The organism is Paenibacillus sinopodophylli, assembly GCF_005930355.1.
Taxonomy (GTDB): Bacteria; Bacillota; Bacilli; order Paenibacillales; family Paenibacillaceae; genus Pristimantibacillus; species Pristimantibacillus sinopodophylli.
Map to the genome: position 1 here is coordinate 1,645,697 of NZ_VDBO01000001.1, position 19,688 is coordinate 1,665,384.

The following is a 19,688-nucleotide window of genomic DNA, read 5'->3' on the forward strand; positions in this document are numbered from 1 at the left end:
GAGTCACAAATATAAAAAGGGGATCATTAATCCCCTTTTGTCGCTTCATTTATTCAAAAGACATCCGCTCGAAGGGCAGCTCATATTGCGTTTGCTTGAATGAAATGTCATTCAGGCCCTTAGGCGCAACTACGGTCACACGTCCGTTTGTTATGGGAATAAAGACGGCTTCATCATGAACAATAGTCATAATATCCGCGTAAATGGATTTCCTTGTCTCCTCATCCGTCGAAACCATAACCTCATCTATCTTCTTGTACAGCTCATCTGCCTGCGTTATCCCCCTTGTCGTATGGTAATAGGCGGATTCGGACGTGAATGCAGCGATTGTACTTTGTGGATCGTATGCAAGTCCCCATGTTTGATTAAATAACAGATCATAGTCACCTGTTGCTCTTCTGTTCGCAATGGAGGAAGACTCCTCGCCGATTATATCCATCTGCATCCCTATCGCTTTGACGGAGCTTTGAATGAATTCAGCTTGTATTTTTTGCGAGGCTGAATTGGTGTCATAATATAAGTTCAAAGCTAGCTTATTGCCCGCCTTCGTTCTAACAGCAGCGCCATTCTCCAGCAGCCAGCCCGCTTTCTCCAGAACTTCTTTCGCTGTTTCACTATCATAATCTCGTACTTTCAAGTCAACATCGGCATAATTGACATTAGCTGAGAATAACCGATTCGCTGCTGCTTCCGTGCCATTGAAAATATCCTTGCTAATCGTATCTCGATCAATGGAATACCAAATCGCTTCACGAACAGCCGTTTCACTTACAGGATTATCGATTCTGCTGCTGTTAGCTACGATCATCTTCGTATTCATCGCTTCACTTCGAACAAGCTGATAATCATTTGATTCCACTAATTGCTCCATCGCTTCCACATCTATACTGTCAGCTCCACGATCATCCGTGAATACAAAGTTAATTTCACCTTTTTGCAAAGCTAGAAATGTCGTTTCTCCAGCAGGCAGCACTTTAGAAGTGATTTTCTTGATTTGAGGTGAACCGCCCCAATAGCTGTCATTAGCTTCGAAAATAGCATACTCATCGGTTTGATGCTCAGCCAGCTTATAAGGACCTGTACCATTGTAGCCATTCACCCCATCCTTCGTTTCCCCATTTACGAAATCCTTAGGTGACAAGAACACATAGGGTCTAGTCATGGACAACTCTACCAAAGTGGGATAATAGGGCTCCGACAACTGAAGTTCAACCGTAAACTCATCTTTGACATTGACGCTTACTATTTTCGTTGATAGCTTAATCCAAGCATGCTTCTCCGCATTATGCTGGACTGCCTCTATATTTAGTTTCACTGCTTCTGCGTTAAAGGGCTCGCCATCATGAAACACCACATCTTCTCTCAAGTGAAACGTATACGACTTACCGTCCTCTGCTATTTCCCATGACTCCGCGAGCAGGGGCTTGATCCCCTCTTGCGTGTTTTCAACTAATGATTCGTATAACATGCCTTGAGCTGGCATGGAACCGGCATACAAATGCGGGTTCATATCATTAATATCTTTGGATGAGGCATACGAAAGTTCTGCCCTCGCTTCGCCATTCGCAGCTTCGTCCTTCTCACTGCTGCAGCCAGCCAGTACCACGATTGTAAAAATAAATAAGCCTATCCATGCAAAAACGTTTACCTTTTTCACTCTTCTTCCTCCTAATGAATCTATGTATGGATTTTATTGTGTCTTCTTTAATTCCATATACCATTTAAACAATGTTTTTCCCAATCTCAGTGCAAATCATCTTCAAATCTTCATCGTAGCGTTGCACAACGAATGCTGAACTTAGCTTCTCGCCACTGCGAGCTTGTGCAATCCTCTCTAGTTTATTCTCATAGGTTTGAATATGTTTATCGATCGTTGGACAACTCGAATCCAAATACCTTGCAATTCCTTGAATGATTTTAATCCGGTAATAGTCCTCCTTCGGCATTCTTGGAATATCTAAAAACCCTTCACTATTCATAAACATTTTCTTGAATGGAATAGCTGAGAAATCAAAGTATTTGCCTTCCTGATCCGGTTCAGAAAAAGGATCGATCAGCAAGGAGGTGTATCGTATGTACAACAAATACTCTTGCTGAATTGTTTCGAAATCATAGAAATTTTCGATATCATGTCGCGATAAACTTTCCAATCGCACCGGGTAATTGTCATCTGTCATAAATTGAAGTAAATTTATGCTTCTAACCCTCAATTTCCCAATTATATCCATCATTTCTTTCCATTGGGCGAGCATTTCACGTATTAATTGCGGTGTAATCGGCCCTTCCGGATACATTTTGTAAACGAATTTCGTAACAGCAGTCTCATCGAAAATGGCATTTAATGAAAAATCATTCATAAACAGCGACGGGTGTACGTATAACGAAATATTTCGTGTTTCTGCCTCAAATGGTGATTCCATCCTCTCAAGTGCAATCCCCAATGATTCGTATACTTTTCCTAATTGATTCATATTTTCCGAAGGAAACTGCGTAGAGCCCATATATATCTTTTTCTTAACCGCTGTGGTTAAAACATGATTAGACGGTGTATCTTTTATCCAGCGTGTATCACCATAATAGGTCGAACAGCTAATAATTTCCGCACCCGAGTCTATCTTTTTCATATAATGATTGACTAGACTGTTGGAGCCAAACGTTGGTGATACCAGCACCATACAGCTAGCTTGCTTCAATAGACGATCATCCATTTGCTGCAGTACTTCGATGTAGGCATCCGTTGCAACAGCAACAATAATGGCATCCCATTCTCCCGTTATGGTGTCAAAGCCTTCAAAAACATGATCAACGTAACAATCGCCTTCCATTTGTCGATGCTTTTCGTTTTGAATGCTCGCACGAATCCGTTGACCGCTTTGGTTCATTGCAGCAAAAAAATGCTTTGAGCGAACAGACGCCCGACCCGCGATGGCTACGCAGCTGTTTAATTGGTTTTTGAATGTGATAGCAAGCTGAATAGATACAGGGCCCGTTCCTAACAGCAAGACTCGTTTGAAACCACTCATATAAACCTCCACTTACAGCGTTTTGGCTCGCTGCGTTTTTTTATACAAAGCAATATCAAACACATCATCAGGTCGAAGTATATGATCCGCTACACTCCACTTTCGTCCATCGACTTCTTCCATTGGATAATTAAATAAGGACTTTAATTGATTACCATATCGCATGGCTACAACGACTTGTTCATTCGTGTATGCATGCAATTGATCCAATAGGTCATATTTATTTGGAACGGTTGAGCTGAATATGATGTGGGTTGCCTCTCTCGTGAATGCGAGATGTTCTAGAGGTGTTTTTACTAATCGAATAGGTAAATCAGCACCTAATATGTCTACAACCTTTTGCCCCAGTATAATGGCCTCGTCGTCGATATCTATGCCAACAACCTCTGCTCCTGTTCGCTGAGCAATGAATAATGGTGTCATCGGATAGGATCCTGAGCCCACTAATATGACTTTGGAGTCTGATGTAACTTGAGAACTGCCAAATTCTTTTTCAATACATGCCTCTATATTTCTGAAATAATCGGCGATTCCAGCCTCGCCATCCATTAGCTTCCATGCACGGTATTTCTCCATAATAGCTACACAAATGGCAGACTTCTTTCTAACGTCCATCACAAGCTCTTTCCAATCACTCAGGTCTAGCTGCACCAGCTGCTCCCAAATTTCTTTATTGCTCTTGCTTGTTACAAATGACGAATACTCGCCTATGACCGTCTCCAGCTCTGAAAAACGATGAATGGATTTATCGTATTTCATGGCTAAATCATTAAATTTTTCCGAAAATTCACGCAATTCGTGATGAAATTTTTCTATCGCGTACATCTTATCCACCTCTGCAACTGGTACTCTTTCCATCTCAATAAATGCTTTCCCTCGTGCTGCGATTCCGACTAATCCTTCAATTTTCAGACTTACGATCTTTTCATTCCGATAATGGGCATCTACATGAATGATACCTCCAGGCTGCTTAATATCAGCGGTAATGCTCCCTTTATTTCTCCAAGCCAGATAAGCACCCACAGAGGCTGTTCCAGAGCCGCATCCCCTCTCCCAAATCATGCTATCCAGATGAGGGACATAAATAAGCGGGGCCATTTCATCCATTTTCGGAATATATAGCAGGATAGCGATTAAGTTCGCCCCTAAAGTTAAGCCAAGCAGCTTAGCTAGCGCTTTTGCTTTTTTTCTATTCTTTTTATTGAATTGCTCTACCTCGATAACGATATGAATAAATCCAGCATATCTGATGATAATCATATCCATCTCTTCACCATCGAACTGGATCATTCTCTGTTCAATCTTATGGGGAATAGGCATCGTTACTTGACAGTTGTATTGGTTTCCCCTTCTATTCACTTGACACGTTACTAAGTGATCTGCACCTGAAACCTCCAACGCTACTTCAAGCGTTTCACTATGACTTAATCCTTTCTCGTCTGCCATATTAGCTGCCAACGCCATACATGCATTCCCGCAAAACTCGCCTCCGGCCATTAGCAACTTTGCAGCAGCCTCTGTATGCGTAGATTTTTGTATAAATCCTACTTGTTCTGCATTCACACTGTCATAGGACATCATTTTTGAAGCAATTTGCGGATACTCATTTGGAGAGTGCTCTGTTTTAACGAGAATCGTCATATTTTGGGTCGGATTACATTTTACAAATTCTATTTCCTGTGTCATGGCAGCTACCCTCTACGTGAATTTTCAGCAGCGTTATCCTTTCATCATCATGTATTGATGTCGTGATTAATAGTAATAGTTACGATTACGATTTATAAACCAAAGTATAGCAGATTGTTAACTGGTGTCAATACCCATGTTATTATTTTCCACAGCTTATTTTTAATGCGTGAGCCTGATAAAGTGAGTGGGAAATCTGCTCTCTTTTTCAAAAACTTGATTCAATGCATACGGTAACAACTCGCTGCAGGTCAATCCTTTCAGGTTGCATAATGGGTGCTTCTCTTTATCCATAACGGTTAATAACCCTACTGTACCGGTACAGTAGGGTTATTTGGTTATTGAAGCGTCATCTCATATCGATTACGCTTTAGATGCAGCCACAGTGAACTTGGAGCTGTGGCGTACAACTATCTAATTGAGGTGAGCAGAATTGATCAAGCTAAATGAACAAGAAATGAAGTCCTATTTGAATCAAATCGGCATCACTGACATAGAGGCTCCAACCAAAGCCTATTTGTTCGAGCTTCATAAGGCGCATATGAGAACGAAGTCCTGGCAAACCATCGATATATTCGGCGGGAAGCCCGCAGCCATTGACTTCGAACAATCGATTGCTCTTATGCTGCAAGGCCGCAGCGGCTACTGCTTTCATTTGAATGGTGCATTCAGCACTCTTCTTCATTCATTAGGATTCGACGTTTCACTGCACCGGGGCGGTGTTCAGCCCATCGGGACTGAGCCTCGTATTAACTCATTCCATCTCGGTGTAAGTGTTCGTATTGAGGAAGAAACATGGATTATCGATGTTGGGCTTGGTGATATGCTCTATGAACCCCTGCCTCTTCTCTTTGCCACTTACGAGCGTACTCCCGATACTTACAAAGTAGAGCCATCCAGCTTAGCGAAGAACGGATGGCGCCTCGTCCATGATCCAGAAGCCTTCTTCGTTGGCGCTGATTACGATCCGACTGCTTTACAAGATATCGAATGCTTTAAAGAAAACCACCACTTCTACAGCACCTCTAAAGAGTCGCCCTGGCATGATGTTTTTCTTATCCGGAGTCGTCATGAATGGGAAGGTCAGGAGCTTAGGGGATGTGTGTGGAAAAGACGTACAAAAAACGGCATCTCCAGCACCGAAATAAATCAGAAAGCACTTTGGTTTGAAGTGATGGCCGAGCAATTCGGCGAGAAGCTTGTGCATTACAGCAAGCTAGAGCGGGAACAGATGTGGAAGCGAGTTCGAGAACAGCATGAAGCGTGGAAATTAATAAAAAGCTAATGTCACTAAAACGGAAGCTGGCGGGCAAGTTTAGCTGGAAATCTGCCCGCCCCGCACGCCAGGCTCATTCTTCTGATTGTGCTGTGCCGAATCTTTTGGCATTTCGGATACGTGCACGTTCCAGCTCTACCTCGCGGTCACGAGGCTCCGCATGCGTAACCAATGAATTCAGCAGCTTCTGCGCTGCCGCCGTAACTTCAAGCACCGCGAGGTGGAAAGCTTCTTCATTCACTTTGGAAGGTGCTTGAAATCCAGATAGCTTCCGTACGAATTGCAGTGAAGCAGCCTCCACCTCACCTTCCGTAGCAGGCGGCTCGAAGTTAAATAACGTTTTAATATTTCTACACATAAATGACACACCTCCCTAGGTTTAGTCCAGTTCTGCCCGCGAGAATAAATCATGGATGAGCACATCATTCTCACAAGCTTCCTTGAAGGCCGAAGCAAAGCTTAACATCGCCTCTTTATGGTTTGTATACGCAACGAACATATCCGCTTCGGGATCGAAACGGATAACCTCAGCCAGCTCAGGCTGCTGCTCCTCTAGAAAAACGGCAGCTAATGATGCCCAATCATATCCGTTGCCTTCGAAGCCTTCCTCCGACCTTGAAGCGAATACTTCTCTTTTATAGCTGCCTACACTCAATATTAACGATATATTACCGCTGTCGTGTGTCACAAGCTTGAAGGGGGACAGCTTCTGATCCTCCTGCGAATCAGATTCCGCTGCATCGCTCTCCGTATCTATATGTATCCCCGCATCTTTGCGGCTTAATCTCAGAAACATTTGAATATCCCGATCCTCAGGGTCCAGTCTCAAGGCATGCTCGAAAGCTTCCACAGCTTGGACGCTTTGATCTTGATAATAATAAGCATACCCCAGCCGATAATGCCATAATGGATCGTTTGCCCCCTGTCCCTGAACAGATTGAAGGCAAGCAATGGCTTCTTCATATCTTTCTTCATTGTTCAATGCTCTACCCAAATAGCTAACGAGCGTATAGTCACGCTCTGCTTCCGGCACCTCTGTAATCGCTATTATGATGTCCTGATGCTTATCCTTCTTATGCCAGAGATCAAGCTGCTTCACGAACTCCTTTTCCAATCGAAAAACCTCATTTCTATATTCATATTGCCATATCTCTACTAACTATAATCGAAACTTAGACTCGTTAAAACAGCCGATAGCACCATATTACAACCAAAAGCCGTTATTCTATCCTTAGTATATACAAACTTTTTGTAAGTAGCTTGACATTCGGTATTTAGACCGCTATCATATTCCTCGTACAGACCTTACTTGGGAATAAGCCCCAACACTTACCTACTGATGAACAGATGCATACATGATCCCAAGAGTTGGGTTACGATTCTATTGTAAGAGATACGTTAACCGTCACACTACTTTAGAGGAGGAATTGCAATGTCAGCATTGAATATCGGCATTATTCTAGGAAGTACTCGTCAAGGGCGGCTAAGTCCGCAAGTAGGGGAATGGGTGAAGAGCGTAGCAGAACAGCGTGCTGACGCTAACTACGAAATCGTAGATATTGCGGAATATAAGCTTCCGCTGCTAGGCGAGGCTGATGCAACGGAGCAAGCGACCGCTTGGAACGCTAAGCTTGCCAGCTTGGACGGTTTTGTATTTATCGTACAGGAATACAATCACAGCATTACAGGAGCACTTAAGAATGCGCTCGATTACGCGCGTGATGCCTGGAACAATAAAGCTGCCGGCATCGTAAGCTATGGCTCAGTCGGCGGAGCACGTGCGGCAGAGCATCTCAGAGGTATTTTAGGCGAATTGTCTGTAGCAGACGTTCGCGTGCATCCGGCGCTATCATTATTCACTGACTTCGAGAACGGCAGCGTGTTTAAGCCAGCTGACCTGCACCTAACTAATGTCAACGGCATGCTCGATCAAGTGCTCGCTTGGAGCGGCGCACTGAAAACATTACGCAGCTAAGCGAAAACGACTGAAGCCGTCCTCTGGCGGCTAAGCTAACGTTTCGCGTGAAAATATAGAGAAATTTGGCGAAATGATAGGCTCTCCTATATTTTAACCATAAGCCTCAGCTCACACATCGAGCTGAGGCTTATTTATGCGCACAATAGGTAATTTCTTCATTCGCATTGAATGAATCTATTAGACTCGCATCTCGTCGCAATGATAAACTCTCTATATCCAAGTTAAATAGGAGGAATAGAATGATATGACAATCGACTTTCGAATAAAGCCACCGATTCCCGCATGGGAAGGATTATTTGCAGAGGGACGTGACGCGATATCCAAGCATTTTGGCATTTCTGGCATCGAATCGACAAGATCAGAGACGCTGGAGCAAGTCATTGCCGAGCAAGATGCGCTTGGCATTACACACGCAGTCATCATGGGACGCGGCAACGAGCCGGGCTCATCCAATGAGGAGCTTGCGGCATTTCTCACCACACAACCATCCAAACGCTTCATCGGTTTCATCGGGGCCGATGGCGCAGGAGTAGAAGGAGCCGTAGAAACCATCCATCGCTATGCAGCACTTGGCCTTTTCCATGGTGTTTCCATTAATCCAGCTGTCATTCAACCTGGCGTTGCGCTTGATGATCCCTCATGGGACCCTATTTATGAAGCCGCCTTGCAGCATCGCTTGCCGCTCTCTATTACGTTAAGCGTATTTTTGGGCCTGTTTGGCTCGTCCCCGAACTATGACTATGCTCGTCCAAGCGCGCTCGTTCGAGCAGCAAAAAAATATGCGGATTTGAAAATTATTATTTCGCATGCTGGCTGGCCTTTCATAAGCGAAGCCATTGCAACTGCGATCTATTGTCCGAATATTTATCTCTCGCCAGACGTATACCTCGGCTTCCCGGGCAGCAGTCTTTATGTTGAAGCCGCCAACTTCACATTATCTGATCGACTCTTATATGGAAGCTGCTACCCTAACGTTCCCTATGAGTTCGCTATTCAACATTTCCGCAGCCACAACTGGAACGATGGCGTGTTGAATAAAGTGTTATTTGAGAATAGCGCCAAGCTCTTAAACTTGGTTTAATTACAGGAAGAGGCAGTCCCTATCCATTAGGAAGGGCTGCCTCTTTGTTATCAACTGCTCTATTTTGAACCTTTTTATACTTTTAGACGATTTATGTCTTGTTTAGGAGGAAAACCAAACATTCGGGAATATTCCCGACTGAATTGTGAAGAACTTTCATAACCAACTCGAAATGCAACATCACCGGCATCTGCTGATTCAGTTAATAATAGGCGACGAGCTTCCTGCAGCCTCAATTGTTTTTGAAACTGAACAGGACTCATGGCTGTTATTTCTTTGAAGTGCCTGTGCAGCGACGAGACACTCATATTCACTATGTCCGCAAGCACTTCAACCCGAAGCGCTTTACCAAAGTTATTCGTGATATGTTCGATAACTTCATTTATTTGATGAGCGGCGCTGCTCTCTATTGCAATTTGTTCGAGTCTATTCCCGTGCTGACCCTGCAAAACCCTATACAGGATCTCCTTGATAAACAACGGAGCAAGTATTGGAATATCCATCGGATTGTCCAGCAAACGAGCAATCCTGATGACCGCGTCTAACAAAGGCAGTTCCATCCGGCTAACAAACATACCCCGCTTCGCATTTTCTTTCGGTCCGACTCGGACTTCAGAATCACGCATAATCTCTAGAATTTGATTCGCCGTAAATTCAAGTATGAACCCTAAATACGGAACGTCGAGCGACGCTTCGGTGACTTGAGCAATAACAGGCAAGTGAACGGATGAAATGAGATAATCTGCTGGATTATAATTGAAGCGATCTTGCCCCAACAAGACCTCCTTTGCGCCTTGCACTACGATGCAAAAGGAAGGTTTGTAGACACCATGACGTGGTACAGCTCCATTAGAGTCGCGTACGAACACTAAAGACGGAATAGCAGTATGGTGAACACCCTCGTTTTTTGCATGACGATTAATTATTTTGGCAAGTTCATTTTGCTGCTTAATGATTGCTATAGTCATTGAATCCTCCCCTGTTCCGTCACCTTCTATACATTCGATTATAGTCCATAACCTTCTGCTACATAAGTAGTCCTGAGAGGATTAGGCAAACATTTGACATGATCGTGATACCGGTCCCTTTTTCATTAGGTGCATAATAAAGCTGTCACAATGGTTAATGTTATGGGTATATTGAAATGCTTTAAACCTAATAACATAAAGCACAGGAGGATTATTATGCAAAAAGTAATGTTGAACAATGGCGTCGAGATGCCTGTACTAGGTTTTGGTGTTTTTCAAATTGCGGATCCAAATGAATGCGAACAAAGCGTTCATGACGCTATTGTTGCAGGTTATCGTCTTATTGATACAGCTGCATCTTATATGAATGAAGAAGCCGTAGGCCGAGCAATCAAGCGAAGTCGCGTAGCAAGAGAGGACTTGTTTATTACCACGAAGCTTTGGGTACAGGATACTGGTTATGAACGCACAAAAAGAGCATTTGAAAGATCTTTGCAAAGATTGCAGTTGGATTACTTGGATTTGTATTTAATTCACCAACCATACGGCGATGTTTACGGCTCTTGGCGTGCTATGGAGGAGTTGTATCGGGAAGGAAAAATCCGTGCAATTGGCGTCAGTAATTTCCATGAAGATCGTCTGATCGATTTGATTATTCATAATGAAATTATTCCGGCAGTAAATCAGGTCGAAACGCACCCCTTCAATCAACAAATTGAAAATGCAGCATTTATGAAAGATAATCATGTTCAAATCGAATCCTGGGCACCTTTTGCTGAAGGGAAAAACAACTTGTTCCAGAATGAAGTGTTAGTATCTATCGCTCAAAAGTATAATAAGTCCGTCGCTCAATTGGTGTTACGTTGGTTGACGCAAAGAGAGGTTGTTGTGATACCAAAGTCTGTGCGTAATGAAAGAATTATTGAAAACTTCAATATCTTTGACTTTGAACTAAGTCAGCAGGATATGGAGTCGATTGCTGCATTAGATACGAAAGAGAGCCAGTTCTTCTCGCATCGCGATCCCGCAATGGTGAAATGGATTGGTGAACGTACACTTGATATTTGATCGATAAAAAACATAAGGCTGCAGCGATTAACTAGCTGCAGCCTTTTTGGTATTCTATCTGCCTTTGATGAAGAACATAATGAAGCAGCGTATGATCCTGCCTCCATGATTATTATTCTGGTTGCAGCATGACCACTGTATATTCAACTTCGGCGATCTTCACTACACTGTCGACAGGAATCTCGACCTGTTTGCCCAAGTCGATGACAGCTTGGCTGTCATAGCCTTCGAGTCCATCGGTTGCTGCCTGATTGTCCGTAGGCGCAATATCGTTAGCTGGGTCACCACAATTAGAGGTGAGTGATAGATCCATATAGAAATCAGCTGTGGAGCTTGGAGCCTCTATCGTTAACGAGGTTGGCGCAAACACTGCACATGCTGCTGCATCCTTGAACCGAAAGACTAAAGAGGTCGTTGCTTCTTTTCCCTCAGCAGCATTGCTGTTCTCCGCATATACAATCGTATCCGGCTGATCTACCTTCACATCAGCAGTGGGTTGAATCTCTGGCAACAACTCCGCTTTGTCCTTGAAGGTGAGCATAATACCCGCTGTTACAAGAACGATGCCCAGTAGAGCTACAGACACCATTAGCGTCCCTTTTCGATTCTTCCGAAAAAGCTTGGCGAGCGGTGAAGCAAGTTCCCGCTCGGCTTGCTTATAGACAGTCGTCAAGGATGAGCCCGCTTTCTCGAACAGTTGTTTTCGGGTGGCTCGTTTTTTGAATGCAGTTCGATCATGGTTTTTGAAATAACTAACGATAGCCGCAGCATAGGCTGGCACGAATCCTTTATATTTCATGAAGGTAGGCTGCTTCTCCGACCATTGAAAAAAACGATATAGCCATTCTTTGTTAGGCGCATGACGCTGCAAGTAGTCCAGCAGCCCTGAATAATCAAGCTGCTCCAAATCCGCGCTGCTCTGGAAGGCAAGCACGATACGAGGCGCTTCGGCAAACTCCGACCTCGCTGCCATCAGCTGTTTTCCTGCTTGCTGTGCGCGGTCGATCTCAGCCGGTGTCAATAGTTTGAAAACCTCATCAGTCGGTTCAGGCAGCATCAGCCAGTCATACACGGCTTGCAGCACGCTCGCTGCCGATTGCTGACGAGGATCCTGCACTCTTCTGTCCCAACGTTTAAGCTGGTCTTTATGATTAAGAAATTGGGCTTGCCCAAGCTCATTAGTGGTCAAATCATCTAGTAGAAGCTCCGTCAGCATTCCGCGATAGGCAACAAGCTCAAGCTCCTCGTACATATCCTCGCCAGCGTAAACGGTTCTTGTCCTGCTGCCATGCAGACGAGCTTCCTCCTTCAGCTTTTGAAGCTGCTCTAGTGCCTTGCTTACCGCTAGGACAGAGAACCGTTCCCGTTCCAGCTTTGCTGTCAGCTGTTCGCAGGCAAGTGTGTGAAACGGCTCATAGCCTAATAACGCCGGATGAACACTTGACCAGCGTTCGATTAGCTCAAGCAAGCTTCTAACGCCTGGGGCAGCATCAAGCTTTCTCTTCAGAAAGGGAATGAACAAGAGGCTTGCAAGCTTTGGGACAGACATCAGATTACTGAACAACGCTTTGCTTAACGCTGGTTCGCTCTCCACAGCAGCATAGATAGCTTCGACCGTTTCAAGCTTGTTCTGTTTAATCGCTTCCTGAAGCGCATGGATATAGAATAGAATGAGCTTCCGCTCGATGTCGGGTCCAGCGATGAGATAATAGTCTCTGAACAGATCGATGAGAAACGCATCAGGCACGATGCCTTGCCGGACATGATCGAACTCATAGTCAAAGCGAGATAGAAACAAATCATTTAAGCGGATTTTAGAATCCAAAGCACCTGTGGGCTGCATGTATTCGAGCAATCCGCGAAGCACCGCCCGTTTATGCTTCTCATACAGCGGTTCGTTGCCCTCTTCAATCTGATACATCACACTCAGCTCATGATAGCTTGCTGCTGCGGTACGGCGTTCCTGTCCCATTCCCTCCAGCATCTGCTCCGCAAATAGAAAGAAGCTGTCCAAGCTGTCTTGGCGATCCAAACGATCCCATACGAAATCCAAATATGGCTGATCGGTACCTTCCAGTTCAGCATTCTGAATACGGCCACTCGCCAGATCGAACGTAAACTCCTTTTCAATGCTGCGATCTCCAAGGCGTAGGCTTCCTTGCTCTACAAAAGTGAGATGGACCGATTTGCGGCTTTGAGGCTCCTTCGCATAAGTGATGAAACCAAGCTGCTGACGGAATGCATACGGCAAGCTTGCATACAACACCCCGAGCAGCTGTTTGGCTTTATGAGGGAGCTCTACAATCGACACGTCAAGCGCAACATACACTTTTTTCTTCCCGCTAATGGCTGATAATACGGCGTACAACAACTGCTTGAACGGCTTCTCCACTATGTTAAGCAGCGACAGTACAGAACGATTGGATGGCCTGATTGCTGGAACTGTCTCAACCGGAAGGCTCTCAAGCTCAGGCAGCTCCATGCCCTTCTCTATATCGTAACCGCCTTCGAATACGGCATGCAGCCAGCTTGTATAAGCCTTGGCATCCTTGCTGCTGCTTGGAATGAGATAGTTATGAGTAAAGAAGGCGCTGCGAAGCCCGGTGAAGTCTGCCAGCTGGTAGATGCTCCGCCCAAGAAGTACATCGCCGTTATCCAAGTGGAGCAAATGCATCGTCTCTGGATAAAGAGCAGCATCCTTCTCTCCGCGTACCGCCAGCTCAACAGGCGCATCATACACGCATAAAGGATGAAGCGTCTTTTTGATAAAAGCTGGATCTAAGCCGCTCGATTTGGCAATCGTGTCATAGCCTTCCGTGGATCTGAAAATACCGCGTCTCTCCCGTGCGTACATCTGCTGCTGGATCTTGCTAGAGGGCGTAGAATCGCGCACTATTCTCTTCTCCCCTCAATGAAATTCAGCTTATAAAGGAGCCAGATGAAGGGCTCGTCCACGCGGATCGGACTTACGACCGTCTGCAGCTTCTGGTCAACCGGATTGCTGCCGAGCGCCGATACCGCGTAATAGGCTGTATCTTTAAAGTAAACGTCCATCGTCCCTTTGAATGGCCGATCAACCTTCTCAATAAAACGGCGAATTTCACCATCAATATTTTCAAATTCAGTTAAGTTAAAATAATCGCGATGCACCATATTGTTGAAGATATTGCTATTGGACTTAATATACTCGCCATCTTCATCCTTTAATGAATGAAGCATGTCGCTTTTGGTCAATACGACCGCTGTCGGTATATCCGTCTTATTGTTGTCCTGATAGGCGATGAAATCGCCGAACATCGTAAGCACGACATCACGCGGCTCGTCATATTGGGAAACCCACTCACCCGGCTTGTCGCCCAGGTTCATTCTAATTTTCTCTCGAATCGAGCGGATTTGCAGCGGATCCACCATCAGCAGAATGCCAGCTGAGTTTTTGATATGCTGGCCGTGAAGACCGAGGTAGTCCTGTTCCACCATACCCTCGCCTGCCACGTCGAAGAATACGAGCGTAAGCGGCGGCTTTGTCTCATCCTTGAATACAAATTGGAATATGAATGGCTCCTGCATCTTCTCCTTCTGCGTGGAGGCCAGCAAGTCGCCGCGCTCGAACAGAGGCTCTTCGTAATTGGTGCGGAACTTGCGGCTGATCTCTGCATTCAGCGGCATACAGGCTGCATTGAAATGATCCGCCGTTGTGTTCTGCAGCGTATGAATGAGCGCCGTCATATAGACGGATTTGCCGACCTGGGACGCCCCGATAATGGAAATAATGTTGCTCGGCACCTTCCCGGCCGTTACGGGTATCTCGTTGTGGCATCTTGGACAAAGTCTTCTTCGGGTCAGCTCTCCGTAACGGTCGTTGAGTCCGATCAACACATGGTCCGAATAAACCCGGTGCTCCTCGGGCACATCATTCGGATGGAGCACTGCTTCCATGTCATGAACAGAATCTAGTCCGAAGCGTTCGCGGTATTTGTTCAGCTCCTCGTCTTCTCCGAGCGCATAATCCTCGTCATCCTCACGTGAATGAGCTGCGCGGAATACAACCTCGTCCGGCGTAAATTTGCTAAAGCAATAAGGACAAACAATATCATAAAATAACGGACGCTGCTTCGCTTCCGTCTTTTTTTTGAAAAGATCAAATAGGCCCATGCAATCTACCTCCTACTATACTGAAATCAGTTCATACATTTGCCCGTGTATTCGCCCGTCAGTGAAAAACAAACGAATAAACTCCTGTTTGCCAATCTCAATCGCTGGAAGTATGTTCCTGCCTGCCGTGAACGGTGCGACAAACGGATATAATACACCGTCATCCTTACTCGCAGGATAGCCACCCTGCTTCTTCACGTAACAGAGCACCTCCTTAGCAATCGGCACCTCGGCTGTCACTTGAATTTGAACCGACTTAAACTTCCGGAACAGCCCGCTTCTGCTTACTACAGAATAATGAATCTTCGCTCTACCCGCACTAATCTCGATCCGATTCTCCTGATTCGGCTGCTCAAGCAGCCGTGGACCATCGCTGCTCTCTTGACAGGCATATACCGTAAACGCAACTAAGCCAAAACCATCAATACGGCTGTGATAGCCGTTATTCGCTTTGTACTCCGCTCTTGTATAGAGCTTGAGTCCACTTTTGGTTTCCGATGCATCCTCTGAATGGTCCACAGCTGTTTTTTCAATATAGACCGCGTCTATGCCGCTCGGCCAATTCCAGCGCAGCGTGCAGTGATCCTCCTCAATGAAGCGAGTCAAGCCGCTGATGGCTGGAGCACCGTCCTCTGCAACAACAAATCGCATGGCTGTCAGCCTCCCGCTTATGATTTGAATTCATGATTACCGTTTTTCCTAGCCCGTCCGTCTAAGGCTGTCGCTGCACCGCTTTTTATGTGGCTTCTAATTCTGTTACCGCCACCGCTAGACCTGGGCACGTTATGGTCTCGAATGGGTACGATGAGCGTAAACAATCCTATTATAAAGGCAAGTACTAACACAGCAGCTAACCGAGACAGCCCATCTGATAGGAAATCTCCAGATAAGCCAGCGTCGAGAATGAACCCTGCAAGCAGGCCGCCAACGATGCCGCCCGTCCCGAAGCTAAGCGCTAAATAACGGTTATCAAACAGCAAGCCAAGCGCAAGTCCAATAGCTGCACCGATAATTGTCAGCGATAGAATACGCATAACCGTGTAATACGTACTTTCGGCCGCTTTGCCCGTACGCTCGGTCAGGAGCGTCTGTTTATCCAGCTTATTGTAAATATTCTGGAACACAAGTGAAATGCCGTTCGCTTCCGTCACATCGTAATAGCTCCCGCCCGTCGCATCTGCAATTTGCTGCAGCAAGGCAGCTCCTCTGGCATCAACAACGCTCAAACCTACCGTATTAACCGCTATTTGCTGCTCTTGATAGGCGGCGATTTGCGTATCAAGACTGGATTCGCTGAAACCATCTGACAGCAGAATGACCATCGTGCCGCGCTTCGTATTATCATTGCTGGCAATCGTCTTCATCGCCTCATCCAAAGCTAGACTGAAGTCTGTTCCGCCGTTCGTAGGCTCAAGTGCATCAATAGCCGCATTGACCGTATTTTTCTCCGCTTCGCTGCCCACGCTGGCGAAAGGCTGAAGCAGTTCTGCCGAATCGTTAAAGACGATGACTGCTACCCGGTTATCGCTCTCCATGTTGTTTATGAGCTGCTTCGCAGCCGCATACCTCTCGTTATCTGGATCAGTCTCCAGCATGCTGCCCGAATTATCGATGGCAAGTACAATATCCTTCACCGGCTTCGTGCCTCCGAATTGCAAACCGTACACAAGCTGGACTAACCCGCCGACTATGAATAACAGCACAAGTGTAGCTGGCAAGAGCAGCTTCCATGATAAATCGGTGTACCGCTGCCGCCAAGACGAACCATTCAGGTGCGGCGCGATTAATTCTGCAATTAAGCAGAACAATCCAATACACAAGGCAATGATGCCGAAATACAGGCCCACCGTAACGAATCGCGGCCACCCTACGGGCAGCTTGCCCAGTATGAGCTCGCCGATTGCAAATCCGATTGCGCCCCCGATTAAGCAGAGCAATAACAGAAGCATATTTATTTTCCGTTGCATATGACCGCATCCTTCCCGCTTGCTAGCCGACCTCGGCGATTATTCATCATACCCATCAGCGAAGCGGCGGCAGAAGGATGGGTTCAAGCGCATGCAGCTCATATCCGTTCTGCAGGTAGGTTTCGTAATAAACCTTGCCGTTTCTGTAGTACATCAAGTCCTCCATATGAAAACCGCCCATAAGATTCAATTTCTCCACGCCGCTGCTCCGTTTCTCATGCACGCAGCCTAGTTTGTAGATACGTGTCTTTACATCAACGCTAAGTGCGTAACGAATAAACTCACTTTCAAGGTCTCCAAGCAAATACTTCTCTTCATAACGATGCTCATGGGTATAATCCAACAGCCGAATATTAATAGATGCTTGATCCTCCAGCGTCCGATATAGCCGTTCAAACAGCTCGCCCCTGGACAACGCTTTGCGGTTCGTGTAGGCAACAGAAACGTTAGCTCGCAGCAGCAGCTCCTCCTCGAAGGGCTGATGAAAAGGCTCCGCGCGAAGAATTTGTTTCCGGCATACTTCTATTAATCGCTCTATAAGCCGTTCTTCTCCTTGCCCGAGCAGCTCCGTTACATTCCCAATAAATCGCTCCTCGAATAGGAATGAAGCACCGCGCTTTTCTTCCAGCTCCAGCATAACGCCATGAGTAACGCGTTCGTAATAGTCGAATACGTTCTGTCCGATGTAATCGTCAGCGAGCCGAATACTCGTAAGTGCAGCTTCTTTGAGCTCAAACTCCAGCCCATTCATTTGCAGCACTCGCAAATGAAATCTTTCATGGAGCAGCTCAAGCTCGATGATTAGCCTTCGGTATAGCGCGAGCTCCGTCTCCAAACGGAATAGCTGCCATTGCTGGCGATAGACCGTATCGAAGAAAGTACGGATGAAAGCACGAAGATTCTGTTTATCCATGAACGGTAAACGCTGGAACTTCAAATCCTCGACACGCATTTCACGAATGACGGCAAGCTCCTCGCCGGCCATCGTTATTTCTCTCGCCAAATCACGCATACGCGAGCGAATGGCGCTCACTACATTGCCTTCTGCATTCTCGTCGGTCCACTCCGATACTTGATAGAAACATATATGCGGCTGTTCCTTCATATGGCGCGACACAGTAAGGCGCATCTCCTCCGCTGCATTCATCTCGCTTAATCGAATATCCGCCATCTCGACAAAATGCTTGTGGAAGAAGCCGTCGCAGCCATCTCCGAACAAAGCCCCTTCAGCCTCACGCAGTGTCATGCGGCGCAGTTGATCATACCGAATCCCGCTGGTCAACAGACCCGCCATATCTGCCAGCTTTTCTTCACCGGGAACCGTTTGATTCACTCTTGCCTCCATACTGGCGGCATCAAGACCGAAATAAGCAAGCTTCTCTTTGCTGCCAAGCTCCGGAGTTCTTTGCAGCCGCGCAGCTATATGGTCGAATACATGGTAAAGGACGGTCAAAGCAATGGAATAGGTTGGACGCATCACTGTAGCTAGCCCAGCCGAAACGTAACCCTGCCTGCCTGATTCTGCTACTAGACTGTTCCGAAATGATGAGTTGTTATAGCTTCCGCTATCCGATTGGTCAATCACTTCCTTACGCTTCCTGTTCTTCAGCAGCAGAATTCGACAAATAATCTCATAGTTATCCTGCATGCCGTGTGATGTCGTCATTCCGCGCTCATTACGATCTGACAATAAATAGACAAGATCAAATAACGGAGCATGGTTATGCTCTACAGGAATGGCTAGTCCATCTCCAGTAACCTGCAGCTTGGCAGAGAACGAATAGTCCTGCTGCTGCATCCCCTCCAGCTCGCGGAGAAAGCTAATGCCCGCCGCACCGGAGTAGCCGAACGTTTCCGTCTGCTCTCGCTCGCTTATTAAGGTGTACAAATCCATTTGAACCGATTTGAACATTTGCTGGAAGATCGATTGCGCAAGCAGTGAAACTTCTGGAATAAGCACGTTCATCGGATCATCCACCCGCGTAATTACCGCAAGATGAAGACGATCGAAGGACGCATACAAGCGTCCGTAATCTGCTATCGCATCGCTTGCCTGGCGCAGCGTTTGATTGAGCAAGGACAGATGGCCCCCACCTTCATAGAAGCTTTTACCTATTTTTTTGCGTATTGACTTCTTATCGCTTTGGTCGAGCACGAGATTCGTTAGAGCGGCATGCCAAATCTTAGGAAGACGTCGGTCATGATCGACTGAGTCCTGCTTCCCTAATTTCCCAGAACCAGCTAGCAGCCCCGTCCCCCTGCTTGCCGTATTCTCACCTGATGATATATGCAAATAAATGACGCCGGCATTGTTATCCCATTTCAGCTCATTGGATCGCATCATCGGCTCTATCGCTTGCCTCGCTTCATCTCCCACGAATAAGAAAACAGTTGGGTAATGAATGCTGCTTTGATCATCTTCAAGACCTTTTAATTTATGCTCCACAGCCGAATATTCGGCCGCGAAGCGATTCAACATTTCTCTCATC

15 protein-coding genes and 1 pseudogene are annotated in these 19,688 nt (G+C 46.0%); 4 read left to right on the top strand and 12 right to left on the bottom strand.

What is annotated here, in order from left to right; translation table 11 throughout:
• Nucleotides 1–49: 49 nt before the first annotated feature.
• From cntA to FGT79_RS32725, 4 genes and pseudogenes are all read right to left on the bottom strand, one after another.
• Nucleotides 50–1,657: a staphylopine-dependent metal ABC transporter substrate-binding lipoprotein gene (gene cntA, locus FGT79_RS07570; protein WP_138752100.1), complete on the bottom strand. Its 1,608-nt coding sequence runs from the start codon at nt 1,655–1,657 to the stop codon at nt 50–52.
• A gap of 64 nt (nt 1,658–1,721) precedes the next feature.
• Nucleotides 1,722–3,023, bottom strand: a complete 1,302-nt coding sequence (locus FGT79_RS07575; RefSeq protein ID WP_138752101.1) for an opine metallophore biosynthesis dehydrogenase — start codon at nt 3,021–3,023, stop codon at nt 1,722–1,724.
• A 12-nt stretch (nt 3,024–3,035) separates the two neighbouring features.
• Entirely contained in the window at nt 3,036–3,848 is an 813-nt protein-coding gene (locus FGT79_RS07580) for a class I SAM-dependent methyltransferase (RefSeq protein WP_138752976.1), read from the bottom strand.
• 51 nt (nt 3,849–3,899) lie between these two features.
• Nucleotides 3,900–4,709 (bottom strand): annotated as a pseudogene (locus tag FGT79_RS32725) (histidine racemase CntK family protein); the annotation flags it as partial.
• Nucleotides 4,710–5,142: 433 nt separating this feature from the next.
• Between FGT79_RS32725 and FGT79_RS07590 the strand changes: the two are divergent.
• Nucleotides 5,143–5,994, top strand: coding sequence for an arylamine N-acetyltransferase family protein (locus tag FGT79_RS07590; protein WP_171056112.1), 852 nt, complete (start codon nt 5,143–5,145; stop codon nt 5,992–5,994).
• Between the two features lie 64 nt (nt 5,995–6,058).
• On the opposite strand, the gene FGT79_RS07595 is transcribed toward FGT79_RS07590, so the two are convergent.
• Both FGT79_RS07595 and FGT79_RS07600 read right to left on the bottom strand, forming a co-directional pair.
• A complete protein-coding gene (locus tag FGT79_RS07595) occupies nt 6,059–6,343 on the bottom strand; it encodes a DUF2277 domain-containing protein (protein ID WP_138752102.1) in 285 nt (94 codons plus the stop codon).
• Between the two features lie 21 nt (nt 6,344–6,364).
• Nucleotides 6,365–7,099: an Imm51 family immunity protein gene (locus FGT79_RS07600; protein ID WP_138752103.1), complete on the bottom strand. Its 735-nt coding sequence runs from the start codon at nt 7,097–7,099 to the stop codon at nt 6,365–6,367.
• Between the two features lie 318 nt (nt 7,100–7,417).
• Between FGT79_RS07600 and FGT79_RS07605 the strand changes: the two genes are divergently transcribed.
• The gene (locus FGT79_RS07605; RefSeq protein WP_138752104.1) at nt 7,418–7,960 is read left to right on the top strand and encodes an NADPH-dependent FMN reductase; all 543 of its coding nucleotides are present in this window, start codon (nt 7,418–7,420) and stop codon (nt 7,958–7,960) included.
• Between the two features lie 247 nt (nt 7,961–8,207).
• Nucleotides 8,208–9,044 carry an amidohydrolase family protein gene (locus FGT79_RS07610; RefSeq protein WP_138752105.1) on the top strand — a complete coding sequence of 279 codons (837 nt, stop codon included), beginning with the start codon at nt 8,208–8,210 and terminating at the stop codon, nt 9,042–9,044.
• A gap of 74 nt (nt 9,045–9,118) precedes the next feature.
• Here the strand turns inward: FGT79_RS07610 and FGT79_RS07615 are convergent, their stop codons facing one another.
• A complete protein-coding gene (locus FGT79_RS07615) occupies nt 9,119–10,012 on the bottom strand; it encodes an AraC family transcriptional regulator (protein ID WP_138752106.1) in 894 nt (297 codons plus the stop codon).
• Between the two features lie 216 nt (nt 10,013–10,228).
• On the opposite strand from FGT79_RS07615, the gene FGT79_RS07620 reads away from it, so the two are divergent.
• Nucleotides 10,229–11,080: an aldo/keto reductase gene (locus FGT79_RS07620; protein ID WP_138752107.1), complete on the top strand. Its 852-nt coding sequence runs from the start codon at nt 10,229–10,231 to the stop codon at nt 11,078–11,080.
• Nucleotides 11,081–11,192: 112 nt separating this feature from the next.
• Here the strand turns inward: FGT79_RS07620 and FGT79_RS07625 are convergent, their stop codons facing one another.
• Genes FGT79_RS07625 through FGT79_RS07645 form a run of 5 tightly spaced genes read right to left on the bottom strand, consistent with a single transcriptional unit; the run spans nt 11,193 to nt 19,687 of the window.
• Nucleotides 11,193–13,973, bottom strand: coding sequence for a GAP1-N2 domain-containing protein (locus tag FGT79_RS07625; protein WP_138752108.1), 2,781 nt, complete (start codon nt 13,971–13,973; stop codon nt 11,193–11,195).
• Entirely contained in the window at nt 13,973–15,232 is a 1,260-nt protein-coding gene (locus FGT79_RS07630; protein ID WP_138752109.1) for a TRAFAC clade GTPase domain-containing protein, read from the bottom strand. The genes FGT79_RS07625 and FGT79_RS07630 overlap by 1 nt, the downstream gene beginning before the upstream one ends.
• Before the next feature lie 15 nt (nt 15,233–15,247).
• Complete coding sequence (locus FGT79_RS07635; protein ID WP_138752110.1) at nt 15,248–15,883, bottom strand: beta-mannanase; 636 nt, start codon at nt 15,881–15,883, stop codon at nt 15,248–15,250.
• A 17-nt stretch (nt 15,884–15,900) separates the two neighbouring features.
• Nucleotides 15,901–17,199 carry a vWA domain-containing protein gene (locus tag FGT79_RS07640; RefSeq protein ID WP_138752111.1) on the bottom strand — a complete coding sequence of 433 codons (1,299 nt, stop codon included), beginning with the start codon at nt 17,197–17,199 and terminating at the stop codon, nt 15,901–15,903.
• Between the two features lie 55 nt (nt 17,200–17,254).
• Nucleotides 17,255–19,687 carry a transcription initiation factor TFIID gene (locus FGT79_RS07645; protein ID WP_138752978.1) on the bottom strand — a complete coding sequence of 811 codons (2,433 nt, stop codon included), beginning with the start codon at nt 19,685–19,687 and terminating at the stop codon, nt 17,255–17,257.
• Nucleotide 19,688 lies beyond the last annotated feature (1 nt).